17 protein-coding genes are annotated in these 20,693 nt (G+C 63.4%); 9 read left to right on the top strand and 8 right to left on the bottom strand.

Going from position 1 to position 20,693, the window contains the following annotated elements:
* Positions 1-9: 9 nt before the first annotated feature.
* Positions 10-312 (bottom strand): hypothetical protein, encoded by a 303-nt coding sequence (locus IVA98_RS10795; RefSeq protein WP_247303722.1) that lies wholly within the window; start codon positions 310-312, stop codon positions 10-12.
* Between the two features lie 138 nt (positions 313-450).
* Between IVA98_RS10795 and IVA98_RS10800 the strand changes: the two genes are divergently transcribed.
* The gene (locus IVA98_RS10800; protein WP_247303721.1) at positions 451-837 is read left to right on the top strand and encodes a winged helix-turn-helix transcriptional regulator; all 387 of its coding nucleotides are present in this window, start codon (positions 451-453) and stop codon (positions 835-837) included.
* A gap of 4 nt (positions 838-841) precedes the next feature.
* On the opposite strand, the gene IVA98_RS10805 is transcribed toward IVA98_RS10800, so the two are convergent.
* A complete protein-coding gene (locus IVA98_RS10805; protein WP_247303720.1) occupies positions 842-1,510 on the bottom strand; it encodes an MBL fold metallo-hydrolase in 669 nt (222 codons plus the stop codon).
* Positions 1,511-1,684: 174 nt separating this feature from the next.
* Here IVA98_RS10805 and IVA98_RS10810 point away from each other — a divergent pair, with 174 nt between their 5' ends.
* A complete protein-coding gene (locus IVA98_RS10810) occupies positions 1,685-3,286 on the top strand; it encodes an alpha-amylase family glycosyl hydrolase (protein WP_247334569.1) in 1,602 nt (533 codons plus the stop codon).
* Between the two features lie 169 nt (positions 3,287-3,455).
* Here IVA98_RS10810 and IVA98_RS10815 read toward each other — a convergent pair whose 3' ends face one another.
* Positions 3,456-5,156 carry an alpha-amylase family protein gene (locus IVA98_RS10815; RefSeq protein WP_247303717.1) on the bottom strand — a complete coding sequence of 567 codons (1,701 nt, stop codon included), beginning with the start codon at positions 5,154-5,156 and terminating at the stop codon, positions 3,456-3,458.
* 287 nt (positions 5,157-5,443) lie between these two features.
* Here IVA98_RS10815 and IVA98_RS10820 point away from each other — a divergent pair, with 287 nt between their 5' ends.
* Positions 5,444-5,935: an MmcB family DNA repair protein gene (locus tag IVA98_RS10820; protein ID WP_247303716.1), complete on the top strand. Its 492-nt coding sequence runs from the start codon at positions 5,444-5,446 to the stop codon at positions 5,933-5,935.
* Between the two features lie 120 nt (positions 5,936-6,055).
* On the opposite strand, the gene IVA98_RS10825 is transcribed toward IVA98_RS10820, so the two are convergent.
* Together IVA98_RS10825 and IVA98_RS10830 are read right to left on the bottom strand one after the other, a co-directional pair.
* Positions 6,056-6,610 (bottom strand): ActR/PrrA/RegA family redox response regulator transcription factor, encoded by a 555-nt coding sequence (locus tag IVA98_RS10825; RefSeq protein ID WP_164934823.1) that lies wholly within the window; start codon positions 6,608-6,610, stop codon positions 6,056-6,058.
* Positions 6,611-6,713: 103 nt separating this feature from the next.
* The gene (locus IVA98_RS10830; RefSeq protein ID WP_247303715.1) at positions 6,714-8,036 is read right to left on the bottom strand and encodes an ActS/PrrB/RegB family redox-sensitive histidine kinase; all 1,323 of its coding nucleotides are present in this window, start codon (positions 8,034-8,036) and stop codon (positions 6,714-6,716) included.
* A 108-nt stretch (positions 8,037-8,144) separates the two neighbouring features.
* Between IVA98_RS10830 and IVA98_RS10835 the strand changes: the two genes are divergently transcribed.
* The 4 genes from IVA98_RS10835 to IVA98_RS10850 all read left to right on the top strand — a co-directional run bounded on the left by IVA98_RS10835 (position 8,145) and on the right by IVA98_RS10850 (position 12,465).
* On the top strand, positions 8,145-8,951 hold the full coding sequence (locus tag IVA98_RS10835) for an ABC transporter ATP-binding protein (protein ID WP_247303714.1): 807 nt from the start codon (positions 8,145-8,147) through the stop codon (positions 8,949-8,951).
* A 187-nt stretch (positions 8,952-9,138) separates the two neighbouring features.
* Positions 9,139-9,957: an ABC transporter permease gene (locus IVA98_RS10840; RefSeq protein WP_247303713.1), complete on the top strand. Its 819-nt coding sequence runs from the start codon at positions 9,139-9,141 to the stop codon at positions 9,955-9,957.
* Positions 9,958-10,079: 122 nt separating this feature from the next.
* A complete protein-coding gene (locus tag IVA98_RS10845) occupies positions 10,080-11,408 on the top strand; it encodes a polyhydroxyalkanoate depolymerase (RefSeq protein ID WP_247354839.1) in 1,329 nt (442 codons plus the stop codon).
* A gap of 217 nt (positions 11,409-11,625) precedes the next feature.
* Positions 11,626-12,465 carry a M48 family metallopeptidase gene (locus tag IVA98_RS10850; protein ID WP_247303711.1) on the top strand — a complete coding sequence of 280 codons (840 nt, stop codon included), beginning with the start codon at positions 11,626-11,628 and terminating at the stop codon, positions 12,463-12,465.
* Positions 12,466-12,741: 276 nt separating this feature from the next.
* On the opposite strand, the gene IVA98_RS10855 is transcribed toward IVA98_RS10850, so the two are convergent.
* Positions 12,742-14,952, bottom strand: a complete 2,211-nt coding sequence (locus IVA98_RS10855; protein WP_247303710.1) for a transglycosylase domain-containing protein — start codon at positions 14,950-14,952, stop codon at positions 12,742-12,744.
* 168 nt (positions 14,953-15,120) lie between these two features.
* Here IVA98_RS10855 and IVA98_RS10860 point away from each other — a divergent pair, with 168 nt between their 5' ends.
* Positions 15,121-15,546 (top strand): DUF1330 domain-containing protein, encoded by a 426-nt coding sequence (locus IVA98_RS10860; protein WP_247335618.1) that lies wholly within the window; start codon positions 15,121-15,123, stop codon positions 15,544-15,546.
* A gap of 116 nt (positions 15,547-15,662) precedes the next feature.
* Here the strand turns inward: IVA98_RS10860 and IVA98_RS10865 are convergent, their stop codons facing one another.
* On the bottom strand, positions 15,663-16,889 hold the full coding sequence (locus IVA98_RS10865; protein WP_247303708.1) for an ABC transporter substrate-binding protein: 1,227 nt from the start codon (positions 16,887-16,889) through the stop codon (positions 15,663-15,665).
* A 330-nt stretch (positions 16,890-17,219) separates the two neighbouring features.
* On the opposite strand from IVA98_RS10865, the gene IVA98_RS10870 reads away from it, so the two are divergent.
* A complete protein-coding gene (locus tag IVA98_RS10870) occupies positions 17,220-17,750 on the top strand; it encodes a methylated-DNA--[protein]-cysteine S-methyltransferase (protein WP_247303706.1) in 531 nt (176 codons plus the stop codon).
* A gap of 47 nt (positions 17,751-17,797) precedes the next feature.
* On the opposite strand, the gene IVA98_RS10875 is transcribed toward IVA98_RS10870, so the two are convergent.
* Positions 17,798-20,587 (bottom strand): [protein-PII] uridylyltransferase, encoded by a 2,790-nt coding sequence (locus IVA98_RS10875; RefSeq protein WP_247303704.1) that lies wholly within the window; start codon positions 20,585-20,587, stop codon positions 17,798-17,800.
* Positions 20,588-20,693: the final 106 nt, after the last annotated feature.

A 20,693-nucleotide genomic window follows, 5' to 3' on the forward strand; every position in this document is an offset into this window, starting at 1 on the left:
TGATACTCACTACGCCGTTGCGCCAATCATCTCGATCGGCGTCACCGTGACCTCGCCGCCGGCCACCTTGCGCGTCATCTCCTGATAGGCTCGAAAGAAGTCGCGCGATTGCAGGGTTTTTTGCGCGGTATCGTCCATGACGCTGGCGAGGTGGATATAGCTGCCGTCGTCGCGGTGCTTCAGGACACGATAGCCGATCCGCCCTTTCAGCTCCGGATCGCCGTCGATCGCCTTGATGAAACGGCCGACCTCCTGGTGCCAGGCCTCCGTCGTGCCGCTCCTGAATTCATACTTGATCATGAAGTGCTTCATGTGACGCTCCCTGTTCGTCATGTGCGTCATCATCTGCGCCTTGCAAGCGATCCTGCAAGTATGGACAAAATTGATAGTATGGATTTTTTCGGCGCCGCCCCTATTCTCGTCAAGCTGGATGCGCATGGAGGAGACGACATGGCCACGGCAATGGTGAAGGCAACAGCGAACCCGGCGCGCACCTGTCCGGTCGCGGCGTTTCAGAAGATGATCAGCGGCAAGTACAAGCTGCGCATCGTCTGGGATTTGAAGGATGGTCCGCGCCGCTACGGCGAGATCAGGAGCGGTCTGCTCCGCGGTACGGAAGGCAGCGCGGAGATCACCCCGCGCGTGCTCAGCCGCGAATTGAAGGCGCTGACGGCGAGCGGCCTGATCGACCGCAAGGATTTTGGCGAGGTGCCGCCGAAGGTCGAGTATCGCCTGACCAGCAAGGGCAGGAGTTTTGTGCCGGTCGTCGCCGCGATCCGGGAATGGGGCGACCGTAACCTGAGCGAACCCGCGGCGCTGGCGGACGCCGCCGAGTAGAACCTTACATCTCGCCGGTGATGAACGGATTGGTCATCCGCTCCTGGCCGATGCTCGAGCCGGCGCCGTGTCCGCAGATGAAGCCGACGTCATCGCCGAGCGGCAAGAGCTTGGTCTTTATCGAGTTGATCAGCGTGGCGTGACTGCCGCCAGGCAGGTCGGTGCGTCCGACCGAGCCGGCGAACAGGACGTCGCCGACATGCGCAAAACGCAAGTCCTTGTTGAAGAACACCACACTGCCGGGCGAGTGGCCGGGGCAGTGCAGGATGTCGAACTGCAAGCCGCCGATCGAGACGCTGTCGCCTTCGTCGAGCCAGCGGTCCGGCGCAAAGTTGCGCACCCCCGTCATGCCGAAGCGCGCGCCGCTCTCGACCACATTGTCGAGCAGGAACTTGTCCGCTTCATGCGGGCCCTCGATCGGCACCTTCAGCGCCGCGCGCAGATCGGCCGCGCCGCCGACATGGTCGATATGGCCGTGGGTCAGCCAGATCTTCTCCACGGTGACCCCGGTCTGCTTGATCGCATCCAGAATCTTCGGCACGTCGCCGCCGGGATCGATCACCACGGCCTTTTTGGAGGGCTCGTCCCAGATGATGGTGCAGTTCTGCTCGAACAGCGTCACGGGAACGATGATCGCCCCGGCTTTGGCTTTGGTGTCATTTTGCTCGGTCATGGCCTCACAATGCCGATTTTTGCCAGGCCGCCAAGCAAAAGATTCGGGCCAAACAGCCGGAACGAGTCCGGGAACAATCGTCACACGGCGGTCCCAATTGATCTGCCAATTTGAACCGGGGCGTCGCTGTCGCGTTCTCCCGCGCGAGGGCGCAGATTTGGGTGGTCTTTCGGCATGGCTCAAGGCAATGCGAATTGGTGGCGCGACGGCATCTTCTATCAGATCTACCCGCGCTCGTTTCAGGATTCGAATGGCGACGGCGTCGGCGATCTCGCCGGCATCCTCAGGCGGCTGCCTTACGTCAAATCGCTCGGCGTCGACGCGATCTGGCTGTCGCCGATCTTTCCCTCGCCGATGGCGGATTTCGGCTACGACATTTCCGACTATACCGGCATCGAGCCGCTGTTCGGCACGATGGACGATTTCGATGCGCTGCTCGCGGCCGCCCATGACAACGGCCTGAAGCTGATCCTCGATCTCGTTCCCAACCACACCTCGGACCAGCATCCCTGGTTCATCGAGAGCCGGTCCTCACGCGACAATCGCAAGCGCGACTGGTACATCTGGCGCGATCCGGCGCCGGATGGCGGCGTGCCGAACAACTGGCTGTCCGAGTTCGGCGGCAGCGCGTGGCAATTCGACGAGACTACGGGCCAATATTACTACCATGCTTTCCTGGCCCAGCAGCCGGATCTCAACTGGCGCAATCCGAAGGTTCGCACGGCGATCTACGACGTGATGCGGTTCTGGCTGGAGAAGGGCGTCGACGGCTTTCGCGTCGACGTGATTTGGCACCTGATCAAGGACGCCGAATTCCGCGACAATCCACCGAACCCGCACTACGTCGAGGGCCGGCCGCCGAACGAGAAGATACTGACGCAATACTCGACCGATCAGCCGGAGGTGCATGACGTAATCGCGCAGATGCGGCGTGTCACCGATGCCTTTGGCGCGCGCGTCTTGATCGGCGAGATCTATCTGCCGCTGCATCGCCTGATGGCCTATTACGGCAACGATCTGACCGGCGCGCAGATGCCGTTCAACTTCGCGCTGCTCTCGACCTTCTGGAGCGCGCGCTCGATCGAGAAGATCATCGAGGATTACGAGAAGGCGCTGCCGCGCGGCGCCTGGCCGAACTGGGTGCTCGGCAATCATGACCGTCCGCGCGTTGCCAGCCGCGTCGGTCCCGAGCAGGCGCGTGTCGCCGCCATGCTGCTGCTGACGTTGCGCGGCACGCCGACGCTCTATTACGGCGACGAGATCGGCATGCATCAGCTCGCGATCGCGCCCGAGGACGTGCGCGACCCCTTCGAGAAGAACGTGCCCGGCCTCGGTGTCGGCCGCGACGGCTGCCGCACCCCGATGCAATGGGATTCCTCCAATTTCGCCGGCTTCTCGGAGGTCCGGCCGTGGCTGCCGCTGCCGGAAGATCACATCCGCGAAAACGTCGTCAGTCTCGAAGCCGATCCACGCTCGATCCTCACGCTGTACAAGCGCCTGATCGCGTTGCGGAAAGCCTCCCCGCCGCTGGTCGCGGGTGATTATCACCCGATCTCGGCGCAAGGCGATCTCCTGATCTATTGCCGCGAGGCCGGCGGCAAGGCGGTGATCGTGGCGCTCAATCTCGGCGCCGATCCGATCGCTGTCACCACCAGCGCCATCCGCTTCGGCAGCGAGATCCTGCTGTCGACGTTTCTCGATCGCGAGGGCGAGCAAATCGAAGGCGTGCTGAATCTGCGTGCCAATGAGGGCGTGGTGGTGGCGCCGTCTTCGTAGCCCTTGCCTTCGGCAGAAGAACGGTGGAGGAGATGACCACCGCTATCTCCTCGTCATTGCGAGCGCAGCGAAGCAATCCAGAATCTTTCCGCGGAGGCAGTCTGGATTTGCTTCGCTGCGCTCGCAATGACGATCGTTGAAACGGCGGAGCAAACTAAGGCATCCCCGCTTACCCCGGATGCTTCTTCGCCCGCACCGTACTCCCGTCGATGTCGCTCCGCTTCAACAGATAATCCAGCCCGCCGACGCGATACCAGCGATAGCCGTAGGGCTCCAGCACGACGCGATGCTGGCCGCGCTTGTCGGCGTGGCTGTGGTCTTCCGCGAGCAGATTGATGAGGTGCGCGCCGGCCCCATCAGGCAATCCGGCCGAGAACGCGATCTCGCGCGGCTTCTCGTCGAGATTGTGCACGAACAGCACCGAATTGTTGCGCCAGTCATAGCGCATGATGAACACGGCGGGATCGCGCACAGGAATGATCGCGAAATCGCCCCAGCCGACTTCCGGCACCTCCTTGCGCATGCGCACGATGCGTTCGGTCCAGTTCAGCATCGAGTTGGGATCGCGCCGCTGCTTGGCAACGTTGACGTGGTCGTAGCCGTAAGGGCCCTTGTCGATGACGGGGCATGCCGGCTTGTTGCTCTTGGTGAAGCCGCCATGCGGCTCGGTCGACCATTGCATCGGCGTGCGCGCGCAGTTGCGTTCGGGCAGCGAGAGATCGTCGCCCATCGCGATCTCGTCGCCATAACGGATGACGGGCGTCCCCGGCAACGTGCACATCAGGCTGTAGGCGAGCTCGAGCCGCCGGCGGTCGCCGCCCAGCATCGGTGCGAGGCGTCGCCTGATGCCGCGGTCGTAAAGCTGCATGTCCTTGTCGGGACCGAAGCATTTGAACACGACCTCGCGCTGTGCCTTGGTCAGGCGGCCGAGATCGAGCTCGTCGTGATTGCGCAGGAACAGCCCCCATTGCGCGGTGGCAGGCCGCGGCTTGGTCGCCTTGAGCGCCTTCGCCAACGGCCGCGAGTCGGCCGAGGCCAGCGCGTAGAACAGGTTCTGGTTGACGTGGAAGTTGAACATCATGTGCATGCGATCGCCGTCGCGCCCGAAATATTCCATGTCCGTCTTCGGCAGCACGTTGGCTTCGGCAAGAATGATGGCGTCGCCCTGGCGCCATTGCAGGAATTCGCGGAAGGCGCGCAGCATGTCGTACTGCTCGACCGGCTTCCTCACCTTCGCGCCCTTGGTCGCGATCACGAAGGGCACGGCATCCATGCGGAAGCCGGAGACGCCGAGCTGGATCCAGAACCCCATGATCTTGAGGATCTCGGCCTGCACGCGCGGGTTTGAGGTGTTGAGATCGGGCTGGAAATCGTAGAAGCGATGAAAGTACCAGGCACCGGCTTCCTTGTCGCGCGTCCATGTCGATTTCTGCACGCCTGGAAACACCATGCCCTCGTTGGCGTTGGCCGGCTTCTTGTCGGACCAGACATACCAGTCGCGATAGGGCGAGTTCTTGTCGCGCCGCGCTTCCTTGAACCAGGGATGCTGATCCGAGGTGTGGTTGACCACGAGATCGATGATGATTCGGATGCCGCGCTGCTTGCAGCCATGGGCGAACTCGACGAAATCGCCGAGCGTGCCGTAGCGGGAATCGACGCTGTAATAGTCGGCGATGTCATAGCCGTCGTCGCGGCCCGGTGAGGTCTGGAACGGCATCAGCCAGATCGTGGTGATGCCAAGCCCGTGCAGATAGTCGAGCCGGCGGAGCAAGCCCTTGAAGTCGCCGATGCCGTCGCCGTTGGCGTCCATGTAGGAGCCGACGGACAGGCAATAGATTATGCCGTTCTTGTACCAGAGATCGTCGATCATGCGCCGCAGCCTCGATGGATCCGCCCGGGCGCGGCGGCTGCGTGATAAGTGTGAAGGAGAAGGGAGGTTCCGCCTTCTCGCCTCACACTCGCTGTCGTCCGGGGCGCGTAGCGAGCCTGGGACCCTTAACCCCAGGAAGAAGCCTGACGAAGATTCGGAGTGACCGTTTTGGCTAAGCAACCACTCCCTGTGGTTATGGATTCCGGGCTCGCACCAAGCGGGCGCGCCCCGGAATGACGGGTGGGGAGACAGTGTCCGTCCCTCATGGAATCGGCTATCCTCCTCCCATGGACAACACCGCCCGCAACATCGCCTTCGTACCGCCGCCGGACCGTCGCCAGTCGGAGACGGCGCTTGCGATCGCGCGCGGGACGGCGCGGCTGTTGCGATCGCTCGGCTTCTCATGCATCAGCGAATTGCCGCTGCCGTCGGGCCGCCGCGCCGATCTCGTAGCGTTGAACGAACGCGGCGAGATCTGGATCGTCGAGATCAAGTCGTCGGTGGAGGATCTGCGCGCCGATCAGAAATGGCACGAATACCGCGCCCATTGCGACCGGCTGTTCTTCGCCTTCACGCAGGATCTGCCGTGCGAGATTTTTCCTGAAGGTACCGGCCTCATCATTGCCGACGCCTACGGCGCGCACATGCATTGCGAGGCGCCCGAGCACAAGCTTGCTGCCGCCACGCGCAAGCAGATGACGGTGCGCTTCGCGATGGCGGCAGCGCTGCGGATCAACCGCCTGGTCGATCCGCAGGGACACGCGGATTTCTGGGAGTAGCGGCGCTACGAGCAGGCGCCGTAGGGTGGGCAAAGCGTAGCGTGCCCACCATTCAACATCAGAATTGAGGCAGAAGCAGTCGGCACGACGCTACGCGCCTTTGCCCACCCTAGGAGACCATTACCTCGGCGCGCGCTTGGCCAAAATCCGCTGCAACGTGCGGCGGTGCATGTTCAGCCGGCGCGCCGTCTCCGAGACGTTGCGGTTGCACATTTCGTAGATGCGCTGGATGTGTTCCCAGCGCACGCGATCGGCCGACATCGGATTGGTCGGCAGTTCGGATTTCTCCGCGCTGGTCGAGAGCAGCGCCGCGACGACGTCGTCGGCGTCCGCGGGCTTGGAGAGATAATCGATCGCGCCCATCTTTACCGCGGTCACGGCGGTGGCGATGTTGCCATAGCCGGTCAGCACGATCGCGCGCGCGTCCGGGCGCTTCTTCTTCAGCGCCGAGACCACGTCAAGGCCGTTGCCGTCGCCGAGCCGCAAATCCACCACGGCGAAGGCCGGTGCCGATTTGCCGATCTGCGCAAGACCGTCCGAGACGGTGTCGCAGGATGTCACGGCAAAGCCCCGCGTCTCCATCGCGCGCGATAGCCGCTCCAGAAACGGCTTGTCGTCCTCCACGATGAGAAGCGAGCGGTCGGTCTGTTCGTTCAGTTCGGCGATGGCGTTCAAGGTGTTGTCCTCTCTCCAGCGCATTGACATATGGCGTCGCAATCGTTCGGTGCCAAGGCGGCAAATAGTCGATCGGCCCCGTTGTGCGACGCAAGGTCGCGGCCTATCCTATTGTTTCTTCAAGCGTCTCGATAGCCTCAAAACGCTCTCGCGGCCAATTGATCTGGACCACCGCGCCGTGATCCGGAAAGGTCCGGTTGGTAAACGAGACCTTGGCGCCGGTGCGTTCGAGCAGCGTGCGCGCGATGAACACGCCGAGACCGAGGCCGCGCCGGTCGCCGCCGCCTTCATCCTGGGTGCGCCGCCGCGACAGATAGGGCTCGCCGATCCGGTTGAGGATGTCGGGCGGGATGCCGGGGCCGTCGTCGGAGATCACGAGTTCGATATGGTCCTTGTTCCACCAGGCGTTCACCTCAACGGTGGTGCGAGCGAAATCGACTGCGTTCTCGACGATGTTGCCGATGCCGTAGAGGATCGCGGGGTTGCGTGAGCCGACCGGCTCGGCCGCGACGGCCACCGCGATCCGCACCTTGATCTCGACACCGAAGTCGCGATGTGGCGCAACCACCTCCTCGATCAGCTCCGACAGCTTCATGCGGTCGAACGGCGCGCCGGTGGAGGACAGCTGCGTGATCTTGCTCAAGATGTCGCGGCAGCGCTGGGTCTGCTCGCGCAGGGTTTTCAGGTCGGCGGCGATGGCCGGATCGTTCACCGTCTTTTCCAATTCGCGCGAGATCAGGAAGATGGTCGCAAGCGGCGTGCCGAGCTCATGCGCGGCTGCGGCAGCTAATCCGTCGAGCTGGGTCAGATGCTGCTCGCGCGTCAGCACGAGCTCGGTTGCAGCCAGTGCGTCCGCAAGCTTGCGCGCCTCCTCGGTCACCTGGAAGGAGTAGAGGCTGGTGACGCCGATCGCGAGCGCGATCGAGAGCCAGACGCCGATCAGATAGATCGGCGGCAGCACCAGGGGATCATCGGAATCCCAGGGCAGCGGCAGATGAAAGAAGAACAGGATCGAGGCGCAGGCAACGGCGAGCAGGCCGAGGCCAAAGGTGAAGCGGGCGGGGAGCGCCGTGGCCGAGATCAGCACGGGTGCGAGGAACAGGAACGAGAACGGGTTCTGGAGGCCGCCGGTGAAGAACAAAAGTCCAGCCAATTCCACGATGTTGAGCGCCAGCAGTCCGGCCGCCTGCATCGGCTCCAACCGCTGCATCGGATTGGCCACCGTCTGGAGCGCCAGGTTGAGTGCTGCCGACAGGAAGATGATGCTGACGCAGGGGACGATCTCGACGTCGAATTCCAGCCCCTGCGCCACGATGAAGATCGCGGCGAGCTGCCCCAGCACCGCGAGCCAGCGCAGCCGCAGGATCGTGTCCAGGCGGATATGCCGCTGCGCGTGGCGAAAGCCGGAATCGGCAATTTCGGTCATGTCGGCCAATGTGCAGGTGCCTTCTCGATCACAAACGCTGGGCTCACGGAACCACCCAGGAATTACAAGCCTTGCGCTATCGGCTGCAATAGCAGAAGAACGGCCAGCATGACTGAGATTGACAAGGCTTCAAGTCGGCCGACTGTCGCGGATCGCAGCGCACCTGCGGCGATTGCGGTCGATCATCTCGTCAAGGTCTACAAGCAGACCCGCGCCGTCGATGATATCTCCTTTTCGCTGCCGCGCGGCAGCATCACCGGGCTGCTCGGCGGCAACGGCGCCGGCAAGACCACGACCATTGCGATGATCATGGGCCTGGTGCTGCCGACCTCCGGCCGTGTGCAGGTGCTCGGGCGAAGGATGCCTGAGGAGAGCGCGTCCGTGCTGGGGCGGATGAATTTCGAGAGCCCCTATGTCGACATGCCGATGCGGCTCACGGTGCGACAGAACCTCACCGTGTTCGGCAAGCTCTACGCGGTGAAGAACCTGTCCGAGCGCATCGCCGAGCTCGCCGATGATCTCGACCTCGGCGATTTCATCGACCGTGCCAACGGCAAGCTCTCCGCCGGGCAGAAGACCCGCGTCGCGCTGGCGAAAGCGCTGATCAACCAACCCGAGCTGCTCTTGCTGGACGAGCCGACCGCCTCGCTCGATCCTGACACCGCCGATTGGGTGCGGGCGCATCTGGAGCGCTATCGCCGGCACCACCACGCCACCATCCTGTTGGCCTCGCACAACATGCTCGAGGTCGAGCGGCTATGCGACCGCGTCATCATCATGAAGCGCGGCCGCATCGAGGACGACGACACGCCCGAGGCGATCATGGCCCGCTACAACCGCACCACGCTGGAGGAGGTGTTTTTGGACGTCGCACGCGGGCGGGTGAACGGTGCGCGAGAGGAGGCGGCGAAGTGAGACGGCAGCGGGTGCTCCTTTCGTCATTGCAAGCGAAGCGAAGCAATCCAGAATCTTTCTGCGCAAGGACTCTGGATTGCTTCGTCGCATCAGCGCAAAATTGCTGCACAATTTTGTCGCGAGCTCCTCGCAATGACGTCTTGGATAGATCGTGCGCGGCATTTCCATCGCTATGCGGGAGGGTGCCATGAGCGAGCTCTCCCTCCACCGCGGCATCTCCGCACATCGCATCGGCGCGATGGTCCTGCGCTATTGGTATCTGTTGATGTCGTCCTGGCCGCGGCTGCTCGAGCTGTTGTATTGGCCGGCGCTGCAAGTCATCACCTGGGGCTTCCTCCAGCTCTATATCGCCGAGAATGCCAATTTCTTCGCGCGCGCCGGCGGCACGCTGATCGGCGCCGTTATCCTCTGGGACATCCTGTTCCGTGGGCAACTCGGCTTCTCCATCTCGTTCCTCGAGGAGATGTGGGCGCGCAACATCGGCAACCTCATGATGAGCCCTTTGAGGCCGATCGAATTTCTGCTGTCGCTGATGGTGATGAGCCTGATCCGGCTTGCGATCGGGATCATTCCGATGACGCTGCTCGCGCTGTTCCTGTTTCACTTCAATGTCTATGCCCTCGGCCTGCCGCTGATCGCCTTCTTCTGCAATCTGATCTTCACGAGCTGGTCGGTCGGCATCTTCGTCTCGGGCCTGGTGCTGCGAAACGGCCTCGGCGCCGAGAGCATCGTCTGGACCTTGATGTTCGCAATCCTGCCGCTCGCCTGCGTCTACTATCCCGTCAGTGTGCTGCCTGCCTGGCTGCAATACGTCGCCTGGGCGTTGCCCCCGACCTACGCCTTCGAGGGAATGCGCGCGCTCCTGATCGAGCAAACCTTTAGGACCGATCTGATGCTGGAGGCGTTGGCCATCAACGCAGTGCTGCTGGTCGCATCTTTTGGGGCATTCCTTGCCCTATTGCGAAGCGCCAGGAAGCACGGTTCGCTGCTCTCGGCTGGCGAATAACGTCACTTTCCCGTGGATTCATGCTGGTTTTGGCGTTTCCGCTACGTAGATGTACGGAACCATGCATTGACGCAATATTGCGCATTCGGCAGTATGCTGCGATGCGAAGAGGAATATAAGCGATGCCTATTGGTGAGTTTGGCGGCGCGCCGCCCCTGGCGGCTGAAGGCAGTCCGGTCCTGACGACGCCGATGTACTGGATGTACGAGATGGCGCAAGCCTCTCTCAATCCGGCGCGCGCGGTCACCGATGCGACCAAGCTCCTGTTTCAGAATCCTCTCAATCCCTGGGCGCGGACCGAGGTCGGCAAGTCGGTCGCCGCGGCCTGCGAATTGTTCGAGCGCACCACGCGCCGCTACGGCAAGCCGGAATGGGGCCTCAACGACACCGAGGTCAATGGCATCCGCGTCCCCGTCGAGATCCGCTCGGTCTGGGAAAAGCCGTTCTGCAAGCTGCTCTACTTCGATCGCAAGTTCGCTCGCCCCTTGCGCAGTCCGCAGCCGCGCGTGCTGATCGTGGCACCGATGTCCGGCCATTATGCGACGCTGCTGCGCGGCACGGTCGAGGCCTTTCTGCCCGCGCATGAGGTCTACATCACCGATTGGGCCGATGCCCGCATGGTGCCGCTCAGCGAGGGCCGCTTCGATCTCGACGACTACATCGACTATGTCATCGAGATGCTGCACGGTCTCGGCGGCAACACTCACGTCATGGCGGTGTGCCAGCCCTCCGTCCCCGTCGTCGCCGCCGTCTCGATCATGGAAGCACGGCGTGATCCCTTTGTGCCGACCTCGATGACGCTGATGGGCGGGCCGATCGATACCCGCCGCAATCCGACCGCGGTGAACAACCTCGCCCAGGAGCGCGGCATCGACTGGTTCCGCAACCACGTCATCACCAAGGTGCCGTTCCCGCATCCGGGCATGATGCGCGACGTCTATCCGGGATTCTTGCAGCTCAACGGCTTCATCAGCATGAATCTCGACCGGCATATGGATGCCCACAAGCAGCTCTTCGCCAATCTGGTGAAGGGCGACGGCGATCTCGTCGACAAGCATCGCGAATTCTACGACGAATATCTCGCAGTCATGGATCTCTCCGCGGAGTATTATCTGCAAACCGTCGACACGGTGTTCGTGAAGCACGCACTGCCGAAGGGCGAGATGACCCATCGCGGAACACGCGTCGATCCTTCGAAGATCACGCGCGTGGCCTTGATGACGGTCGAAGGCGAGAAGGATGATATCTCCGGTCTCGGTCAGACCGAAGCAACGCACACTTTGTGCAGCGCGATTCCCGATCATCGCCGCGTTCATTACGTCCAGAAGGGCGTCGGACATTACGGCGTGTTCAACGGCTCGCGTTTCAAGTCGGAAATCGTGCCGCGGATCCATGATTTCATGGTCTCGGCGGCGAATCCGACCTCGCTGCAGGCGCTCGCGGCCGAATAGTCGCGTATTTCGGCTTTCCCGTCGAAAATTCAGGCCCTGTCGGAGCCTCCTGGAGAGCACGGTTCCGTCCAGATTCGCGGTATTGAGGTAGCCTCATAGGAGTGAGTCGCCACTCACCCCTTGGGGGCGCCTCATGCGTCCAGCGGGGGCGAAAATTGATGGTTCCAACCCCAGTCTGTAGGGTCTCCCGGACGCCTGACCGCTGTATATTGGGCAAATGATTTGTTTTTGCGCCGAGCGCTTCCCATGGCGGCGGTTATGGCAGAATCCGGGCGCCCTCCTGCCCCCCGGACTGACAGACATGGCCACTCGCGCGCTCCTTTATCGGCGGCCCCACGAACCAAAGACCCTCGTCATCACCCACGGCTCGCAATTTTTTGCGATCCGGCTGCGCCGCCACAGACGCGCGCGACGCTATACGCTCAGAATCCATCCGAGCGACCGCGAAGCCATCCTCACCATGCCGCCGCGCGGCACGCTCGCCGAAGCAAAAGACTTCGCGCAGCGTCACGGCGCATGGATCGCCGCACGCCTCGGCCGGTTGCCGAAGGCGGCGCCGTTCCAGCCAGGCACGGTGATACCGTTGCGCGGCACGCCCCATCGCATCGTTCATCGCGCCGGACAGCGCGGCACGGTGTGGACCGAGATGCGCGAGTCCGGCGAACGCATTCTCTGCGTCGCCGGTGGTCTCGAGCATGTCGACCGCCGCGTCAGCGACTTCCTCAAGCGTGAGGCGCGCCGCGATCTCCAGCGCTCAGCCGAGGCCTACGCGGCCGAGCTTGGCGTCAGGGTCAAGCGGCTCTCGATCCGCGACCAGTCCAGCCGCTGGGGCTCCTGCACCTCGGCGGGCTCGCTGTCGTTCTCCTGGCGGCTGATCCTCGCACCGCCCTTCGTGCTCGACTACCTCGCTGCCCACGAGGTTGCCCATCTCGTCGAGATGAACCACTCGGCGCGGTTCTGGCGCGTCTGCGGTAAGATCTGCCCGTCAATGGAACGCGCCAAGAAGTGGCTCGACACGTACGGGAATGATCTGCACCGGTATGGGGTCGAGGATTAGGCCCTGCTTTTGTCGGGCGCTCGCGCACTGGAGCGGGCGATCCGGTATTCGAGAGGCAGTGATTGTTTGGTCGAGAAGCTGCTGCGCTGGATCAAAGCCCAGCCAGCATCGGCCTCGCCGAACGCTGCTGTTTTGAGCCGACGTGTCAAATGGTCTTGCCGCCAGCGTCGGCTGTTCTGCGATCCGCGTAAGCCGTTGATTCCTCTATCACCGGCTACTGTGCATGGGGTTGTTTTCGCAGTTTTGTTTTGATGCGCTCAGGACCTCAACCCGAACCTATCGATTTCCGCCGAACAGCCGGTCCATCAACCAGCCGTCGAGCCCTGCCGCCGCCTCGGGGCGTACGTTGGCGCGCGTCGGAGGCGGCGGCCGATAGCCGCCATTGTTCGTCGGGGCCGGTCCGGCCGAGGTCGGCGCGGAGACCTGCGAGGCGGCCTGCGCAAGGTTCGAAAGGCCCCAGCCGCCTGGTGAGCTCGGCAAGGCGGCCACCGGCACACCCTCATGTGCCGTGCGCATGAAGCGCGTCCACACTTCCACCGGCAGCCCGCCGCCGGTCGCCTTCTTGGTCGGCGAGTTGTCGTCATTGCCGAGCCAGACGCCGGTGACGAGGTTGGCGGTGTAGCCGATGAACCAGGCGTCGCGGTAATCCTGGCTGGTGCCGGTCTTGCCGGCCGCCGGCCAGCCCGGGATCTCGGCCTTCTTGGCGGTGCCGTTGATCAAGGTCTCCCGCATCATCGTGTTCATCATGCCGACATAGCGCGGGTCGATCACCTGGTTGCGCTCGTCCGGCTGGCGCATGTAGAGCAGCTTGCCGCCGAGCGTCTTGATCCGCGTCACGACATGCGGCGCCACCGCGAGGCCGCCATTGGCGAACGGCGCATAGGCGCCGACCAACTCGACGACAGAGACTTCCGATGTTCCGAGCGCGATCGAGGCGTTCGGCTCGAGCTTCGAGGAGATGCCGAGCCGGTGCGCCGTGCGCACCACGTTCTTCGGTCCGACCTCGAGGCCAAGGCGGATCGCGACCGTGTTGAGCGACATCGCCAGCGCCTGCGTCAGCGTCACCGCGCCGAAATATTCGTGGGTGTAGTTCTCAGGCCTCCAGCCCTTGACCTCGATCGGGGCGTCCTGGCGCACGGTATCCGGCGTCAGCCCCTGCTCGAGCGCCGTCAGGTACACGAACGGCTTGAACGAGGAGCCCGGCTGGCGTTTTGCGGTGACCGCGCGATTGTATTGGCTGTCGGAATAGTTCCGCCCGCCGACCATGGCGCGCACCGCGCCGTCAGGCGTCATCGCCACCAGCGCACCCTGGCTGACGTTGAACTTCACGCTCTTGGCCGCGAGCTCGTCGATGATGGCGGCTTCCGCCACGCTCTGCAGCTTCGGATCGATCGTGGTCTCGACCTTGATGCTCTCGTCGATCTGGCCGACGAGATCGTCCAGCACCTCGCCGATCCAGTCGGCAACGTAATTGACCGTTCCGGCGCCGACCGGCTTCACGTTATAGGAGGGGTGGCCGATCGAGGCCTTGGCTTGCGCGTCGGTGATGAATTTTGCATCCGCCATCGCCGCGAGCACGATTTGTGCGCGCGCTTCCGCGCCCTCGGGATTGCGGTTCGGCGCAAGGCGCGAGGGCGATTTGACGAGGCCCGCCAGCATCGCGGCTTCGGCGATCGTCACGTTCTTGGCCGACTTGCCGAAATAGCGCTGCGCCGCGGCCTCGACCCCATAAGCGCCGGAGCCGAAATAGACGCGGTTGAGGTAGAGCTCCAAAATCTCGTTCTTGGAATGCTTGCGCTCCAGCCAGATCGCGAGCTCCGCCTCCTGCAGCTTGCGCTGCATGGTTCGCTCCTGGGTCAGGAACAGGTTTTTGGCGAGCTGCTGTGTCAGCGTCGAGCCGCCCTGCGAGACGCCGCGATGGAGCACGTTGGTGACGAGGGCGCGCAGGATGCCGACCGGGTCGATGCCGAAATGGGAATAGAAGCGGCGGTCCTCGATGGCGATGAACGCCTTGGGCAGATAGGGCGGCAGGTCCTTCAGCGCGACGTTGGCGCCGGCCATCTCGCCGCGCTGTGCCAGCATGCTGCCGTCGATGCCGACGATCTGGATCGTCGGCGGGCGCTTAGGGATTTCCAGCGACTGGATCGGCGGCAGATGGGCGCCGACATAGATCACGACGCCGATCACGGCGATCACGCCCCACAAGCTCAGCACCGCGCTCCAATAGACCAGACGGCCGAGGCTGAAGCCTCCGCGCGACTTTGGCCGCCGCTTGGCGCCGCTACGGCCGGCCGATGCCTTGCGTTCGCGCGGCGGCTCGTCGCCGGCATCGTCGCTCTTGCGCTTGGCGGATGATTTCGCTGATTTCTTGGGCTTGTCGTCGCCACCGGGAATGCGGTCCGCCGCGGTCAGGCGCAGGTCGGCGAGCGCCGCAGGCAAGCCGAATAGCGGCTCCTTCCGCCCACCCTTCTTCTTTCCCCACGCCATACGCCAAACGCCCGGTCAGCCCGCCCCGCCGCACGCTAGCGGTTGCTGTTTAAGGCCCGGTTAACCAGAGCTTAACGCGCAATTAGGAGGTGCGGCATTCGCCGGCCGCAGTTCCGCTTCTGGAGCGCCAGAGCTAGGATCGCTCGCATCAAGAAAAAGGAAACTCGCATGGGCCATATCGATCCGACCAAGGAGATCTTCGCGCAATTCCGGGAGAACGACCGCCCGGGCCCGATCCACATGCTCAATCTGGTGCGGCTGCGCAAAGAGGCGGCCTATCCGGACGGCCGCAAGGCGAGCGGCGCCGAAGCCTATGCGGCCTATGGCCGCGAGAGCGGCCCGGTGTTCGAACGCCTCGGCGGCCGCATTGTCTGGCAAGGCAAATTCGAGCTGATGCTGATCGGTCCCCCGGAGGAGCGCTGGGACCATTGCTTCATCGCCGAATATCCGAGCGTCTCAGCCTTCGTCGAGATGATCCGAGATCCCGTCTATCGCGAGGCGGTGAAGCATAGGCAGGCAGCGGTGGAGGATTCGCGCCTGATCCGACACGCGGTGTTGCCGGTGGGGAAGAATTTTGGGGAGATACCGGAGTAGGCCCCGTCATTCCGGGGCGATGCGAATGCATCGAATGATGGTGCGCACTTGCGCACCTGAGAATCTCGACATTCCGGGTCTGGCGCTTGCGCGCCATCCCGGAATGACCGTTTAGCCTAGCCCGACGGCCCCGTGTCCTCGATGACCGGCCCGAACAGCTCCCAGCGTTCGCCGTTGAATTTCATCATCTGCATCTGCTTGTTGACGCGGTAGTCGTTGGGACCGGTGGTGATCTTGATGCCGGGCAGCGCCAGGCTCGGCGTATAGCCCTTGATGTTGGCGACCTGCTTCATGACGTTCTCACGCGTCAGGTCGTCGCCGCATTGCTTCAGCACCTGGACCAGGAGCTCCGCCACCGAATAGGCATAGGTGTTCACGGTGTTGAGCTTGTCGCCTTCCGGGAAATACTTGTCCATGAAAGCGAAGAAGGCCTTCACACCCGGATCGTCCTTCCACTGGGGATCGCCGGGGTCCTTGCCGTAATTGGTCGAGATGATGCCCTTGGAAATATCGAGGCCGGCCGGCTTCAGCGTCGCCGACACCGGGCTCGCATTGATGTCGAGGATATGCACCGGAGACCAGCCGAGGTCTGCGAGCTTCTTGATCGCCTGCGCCGCGAATTTTGGCGTCGAAGCGTCATAGAACAGATCGACGCCCATCGACTTCAGCTTGACCACCTGGGAGTCAACGGTCGGATCAGTGACCTCGTAGGAGACCTCGCCGACGATCATGCTGGCGGCCTTGTCACCGAGGCCGCTCTTGAGGCCCGCGAGATAGTCGCGGCCCATGTCGTCGTTCTGGTAGAGCACGCCAATCTTGGCATTGGGGTGATTGGCGAGAATGTACTTGGCGTAGATCCGTCCTTCGGACACGTAGTTCGGATTGTAGGCAATGGTCCAGGGAAAGTTCTGCGGATCGTTGAAACGCGCGGCGCCGGTGGACGCCAGCAGTTGCGGCACCTTCTTGCCGTTGAGATATTTTTGCACGGCGGCATTGGCCGCGGTGCCGATCAGCTGGAAGGTGAACAGCACCTCGTCGCCTTCGACCAGCTTGCGGACCTGCTCGACCGTCTTCGGCGGCGAATAGGCGTCGTCATACTGGATCAGATTGATCTTGCGGCCGTTGATGCCGCCCTGATCGTTGATCATCTTGAAATAGGCGGCCTGGGTCTTGCCGATATTGGCGTAGACCGAGTAGGCACCGGAGAACGGAACGGTCTGGCCGATCTTGATCTCGGTGTCGCTCGCGCCGGTGTCGTATTTCTTCTGGGCGAGGGCTTGGCTCGCGGAGAATGCGAAGGCGAGCGCCGCCGTGGCAGCTAGGAAGGCTCTGCGATTGTTCATGTTAGTTCGTTCCTCCTGACGGAATTATCGATCGATGGTCTTTGTCCGTTGATTGCAACGGTCGCCATCGCTGCCAAAGATTGTGGAGGAACGTTCGCCGCCGCGCAAGGATCACGGCGCTGCGCCGTAGCGTCTCAGGCTAAAAACTAGGCCAGGAACAATGCCATCAGCGCAAACCGTCGCCGGCCACGTCACGCACAGCTTTGTCCGGAAACGCTAAGGTTGGCGATCAAAATCAGGTTGGCTCCCCCAAAGCGTCAGCTTTCGGGTGGACGATAGTACGGCCGGCGTGGCAAGTCCGGCGGCGTGTTTCGATGCAATGGTGCCGCAATGCCCGCTGGACCAACCAAAACGCCTGAACGCTTTGGTCTCGATCGCCTGGTGACGCCGATCGGGATCGCCCTGCTCGTCACAGATGCCGATGGTGCCTTGCGCGCGCTCGACTGGGCGGATTACGAGCACCGCATGCGCGAGCTGTTGCGCCTGCATTATGGGGTGGTGGATCTGAGCGATCAGCCTGCGCCGACGCAGATGCGGGCTGCGCTGTCGGGCTATTTTGAAGGCGATCTCGGCCAGCTCTCGGGCGTCGCATGGCGTATCGGCGGCACGTCGTTCCAGCGGAAGGTCTGGACCGCACTTGCGCGGATTCCCGCCGGCACCACGATGAGCTACGGCGCACTCGCGGCAAAGATCGGCATGCCCAAAGCCATTCGCGCCGTCGGCCATGCCAACGGCTCCAATCCGATCAGCGTGGTGCTGCCGTGTCATCGCCTGATCGGCGCCGATGGCTCGCTGGTGAAATACGGCGGTGGGCTCGAGCGCAAGCGCTGGCTGCTGCGGCATGAGGGGGTGGAGCTTTAGGTCTCTCCTTTTCGTCATTCCGCGGCACCCCGGAACAACGGACGAGATCACGCCGCCGGCTGCACCGCCTTGTCGCCGGCCATCACATGGGTCAGCGCGCTCTTGATCGCGGCCTGGCGGGTCGGCGCGTTGATCTGTGCGCCCAGGAGGTCGGTGACGTAGAACACGTCGCGCGCGCGCTCGCCGAAGGTCGCGACATGCGCCGAGGCGATGTTGAGGTTGAGCTTGGAGATCGCGGTGGTCAGCTCGTAGAGCAGGCCGGGGCGGTCGAGGCCGGAGACCTCGATCACGGTGTAGCGGTCGGACCATTGGTTGTTGATGGTCACTTCCGGCTCGATCACGAACGGCTTCGCCTTGCTGCGCACGGTGCGCCGCGCCACCACTTCCGGCAGGCGCAGCTTGCCTTCCAGCACGTCCTCGATCATCTCGCCGATCCGGGTGGCGCGCCGTCCCTCGTCCTCGTCGCGGTCATACTCCCGCGAGATCGAGATCGTGTCGAGCGCACGGCCGTCGGTGGTGGTGTAGATCTGGGCGTCGACGATGTTGGCGCCGGCCGAGGCGCAGGCTCCGGCGATGATCGAGAGCAGCCAGGGATGGTCGGCGGCGAAAATCGTGAGCTCGGTGACGCCACGCACCTCGTCGAAGCCGACATTGATCGCGAGCTTGTGGCCGGCCTGCTCGCTGGAGCGGACGAAGCGGGCATGGCGGATTTTTCGCGGCAGCTCGACCTTGAGCCAATAGGCTGGATAGTGCCGGCCGATATAGGCATCGAGCTCGTCAGCCGGCCATTCGGCGAAGGCCATGCGGAATTCGGCGTACGCAACGGCGAGGCGCTTTCCGCGGTCGACCTCCGAGAAGCCGCCGGTGAGCACCGGCTCGGTCTCGTAATAGAGCGAGCGCAGCAGCTGCGCCTTCCAGCCGTTCCACACGCCCGGGCCGACGCCGCGGATATCGGCGGTTGTCAGGATGGTCAACAGCTTCATCTGCTCGACCGATTGCACCACCGCGGCGAAATTCTCGATCGTCTTGCGGTCCGAGAGGTCGCGCGACTGCGCGACCGTGGACATCGTCAGATGCTCCTCGATCAGCCAGGCCACGAGCTCGGTATCGGCCGGGCTGAAGCCGAGCCGGGGGCACAGCCGCCGCGCCACCTTGGCGCCGGCAATGGAGTGATCCTCGAGGCGGCCCTTGGCGACGTCGTGCAGCAGCGTCGCGATGTAGATGACAGGCCGGTGCTCGGGCCTGATCTTGCGGAACAGGTCGCTGGCCAGCGCGAACTCCTCGATCCCGCCGCGCTCGATGTCCTGAAGGAAGCCGATGCAGCGGATCAGGTGCTCGTCGACCGTGTAGTGATGATACATGTTGAACTGCATCATCGAGACGATCTTGCCGAAGGCGCGGATGAAGTGGCCGAGCACGCCGGTCTCGTTCATCCGCCGCAGCACGATCTCGGCATTGTCGGAGATGAGGATCTCCATGAACAGCCGGTTGGCCTCGGGATTCTCGCGCAGCTGGGCGTTGATCAGGCCCAGCGAGCGCGTCACACCGCGCATCGCATCCGGATGGAAGGCGAGGTTGTTCTTCTGCGCCAGGCGGAAAATGCGGATCAGATTGACCGGATCGTGCTTGAAGACGTCGGGCGCGGCGATGTTGATGCGATTGTTGTCGACGATGAAGTCGTCGCTGTCAGGCACGCGCCGCTTCACGGTGCTGGGCCGCAGCCGCGCCATCATCCGGCTCAGCACCGGCGCGGGCTTGGCCTGCTGGTCCTCGAGCTTGGCGCAGAGAATGGCGGTGAGGTTGCCGACTTCCTTGGCGACCAGGAAGTAGTGTTTCATGAAGCGCTCGACGTCCTGCATGCCGGGATGCGAGGTGTAGCCGAGCCTGACCGCGATCTCGCGCTGGAGGTCGAAGGAGAGGCGCTCTTCGGCGCGATTGCAGTAGAAATGCAGATTGCAGCGTACCGACCAGAGGAAATCGGCGCAGCGGCGGAAGCTGCGATATTCCTGCGCGTCGAACACGCCGCGCTCGACCAGCTCGTCGGTATCGCGGACGCGATAGACGTACTTTGCGATCCAGAACAGCGTGTGCAGGTCGCGCAGGGCGCCCTTGCCGTCCTTGACATTCGGTTCGACAAGATAGCGCGACTGGCCGCCGCGGCGATGCCGCTCCTCGCGCTCGGCGAGTTTTGCGGTGACGAATTCGGACGCGGTGCCCTGCACCACGTCCTTGTCGAAGCGCTCGACCAATTCGTCATAGAGCGGCTTGTCGCCGGTCAGGAAGCGCGTCTCCAGGATCGCGGTGCGGATCGTCATGTCGCCGCGCGCCTGCCGGATCGACTCGTCGACCGAGCGCGTGGCGTGGCCGACCTTCAGCCCCATGTCCCAGAGGCAGTAGAGGATGGCTTCAGCGACCTGCTCGCCCCAGGCGGTCTGCTTGTAGGGCAGGATGAACAGCAGATCGATGTCGGATTCCGGCGCCATCAGCCCGCGGCCATAGCCGCCGGTCGCCACCACCGCCATGCGCTCGGCGCCGCTCGGGATTGGCGAGCGGTAGAGATGCCGGGTCGCGGCCGAATACAGGATGCGGATGATCTCGTCCTGGACGTGGCACAGTCGCTCGGCGCAGCGCCTTCCGTGGCGGTCCTTGAGCAGGATCGCCTGTGCGGCGGCGCGCGCCGCGATCAACTCGGCCTTGAGCAATTGCGCCATGGCGGTGCGGAACGCGTCCTCGCGGCCCTCGTGCTTTTCGGCGAGCGCATCGACCGCGGCGGTGATCCGCGCGCTGTCGAAGCGGTCATCCGTTTCGGGCTTCTGCTCAGTCGCGATGCTGTCCATGCCTCACCGGATATAAGAGGCGGCAGGCGCTGTCACCCGCGATTCTCTGGCAATAGTCGTTCCATGCTGGAAAGCTGCGGCTTTGGGCAAATCTGTTCTCGGGCTG

It is taken from the genome of Bradyrhizobium sp. 160 (genome assembly GCF_023073735.1).
Classification (GTDB): Bacteria; Pseudomonadota; Alphaproteobacteria; order Rhizobiales; family Xanthobacteraceae; genus Bradyrhizobium.

Coding starts and splice junctions, on each gene's coding strand:
- IVA98_RS10795 (WP_247303722.1), bottom strand. CDS start 312: ATGAAGCACTTCATGATCAAGTATGAATTCAGGAGCGGCACGACGGAG.
- IVA98_RS10800 (WP_247303721.1), top strand. CDS start 451: ATGGCCACGGCAATGGTGAAGGCAACAGCGAACCCGGCGCGCACCTGT.
- IVA98_RS10805 (WP_247303720.1), bottom strand. CDS start 1,510: ATGACCGAGCAAAATGACACCAAAGCCAAAGCCGGGGCGATCATCGTT.
- IVA98_RS10810 (WP_247334569.1), top strand. CDS start 1,685: ATGGCTCAAGGCAATGCGAATTGGTGGCGCGACGGCATCTTCTATCAG.
- IVA98_RS10815 (WP_247303717.1), bottom strand. CDS start 5,156: ATGATCGACGATCTCTGGTACAAGAACGGCATAATCTATTGCCTGTCC.
- IVA98_RS10820 (WP_247303716.1), top strand. CDS start 5,444: ATGGACAACACCGCCCGCAACATCGCCTTCGTACCGCCGCCGGACCGT.
- IVA98_RS10830 (WP_247303715.1), bottom strand. CDS start 8,036: ATGACCGAAATTGCCGATTCCGGCTTTCGCCACGCGCAGCGGCATATC.
- IVA98_RS10835 (WP_247303714.1), top strand. CDS start 8,145: ATGACTGAGATTGACAAGGCTTCAAGTCGGCCGACTGTCGCGGATCGC.
- IVA98_RS10840 (WP_247303713.1), top strand. CDS start 9,139: ATGAGCGAGCTCTCCCTCCACCGCGGCATCTCCGCACATCGCATCGGC.
- IVA98_RS10845 (WP_247354839.1), top strand. CDS start 10,080: ATGCCTATTGGTGAGTTTGGCGGCGCGCCGCCCCTGGCGGCTGAAGGC.
- IVA98_RS10850 (WP_247303711.1), top strand. CDS start 11,626: ATGATTTGTTTTTGCGCCGAGCGCTTCCCATGGCGGCGGTTATGGCAG.
- IVA98_RS10855 (WP_247303710.1), bottom strand. CDS start 14,952: ATGGCGTGGGGAAAGAAGAAGGGTGGGCGGAAGGAGCCGCTATTCGGC.
- IVA98_RS10860 (WP_247335618.1), top strand. CDS start 15,121: ATGGGCCATATCGATCCGACCAAGGAGATCTTCGCGCAATTCCGGGAG.
- IVA98_RS10865 (WP_247303708.1), bottom strand. CDS start 16,889: ATGAACAATCGCAGAGCCTTCCTAGCTGCCACGGCGGCGCTCGCCTTC.
- IVA98_RS10870 (WP_247303706.1), top strand. CDS start 17,220: ATGCCCGCTGGACCAACCAAAACGCCTGAACGCTTTGGTCTCGATCGC.
- IVA98_RS10875 (WP_247303704.1), bottom strand. CDS start 20,587: ATGGACAGCATCGCGACTGAGCAGAAGCCCGAAACGGATGACCGCTTC.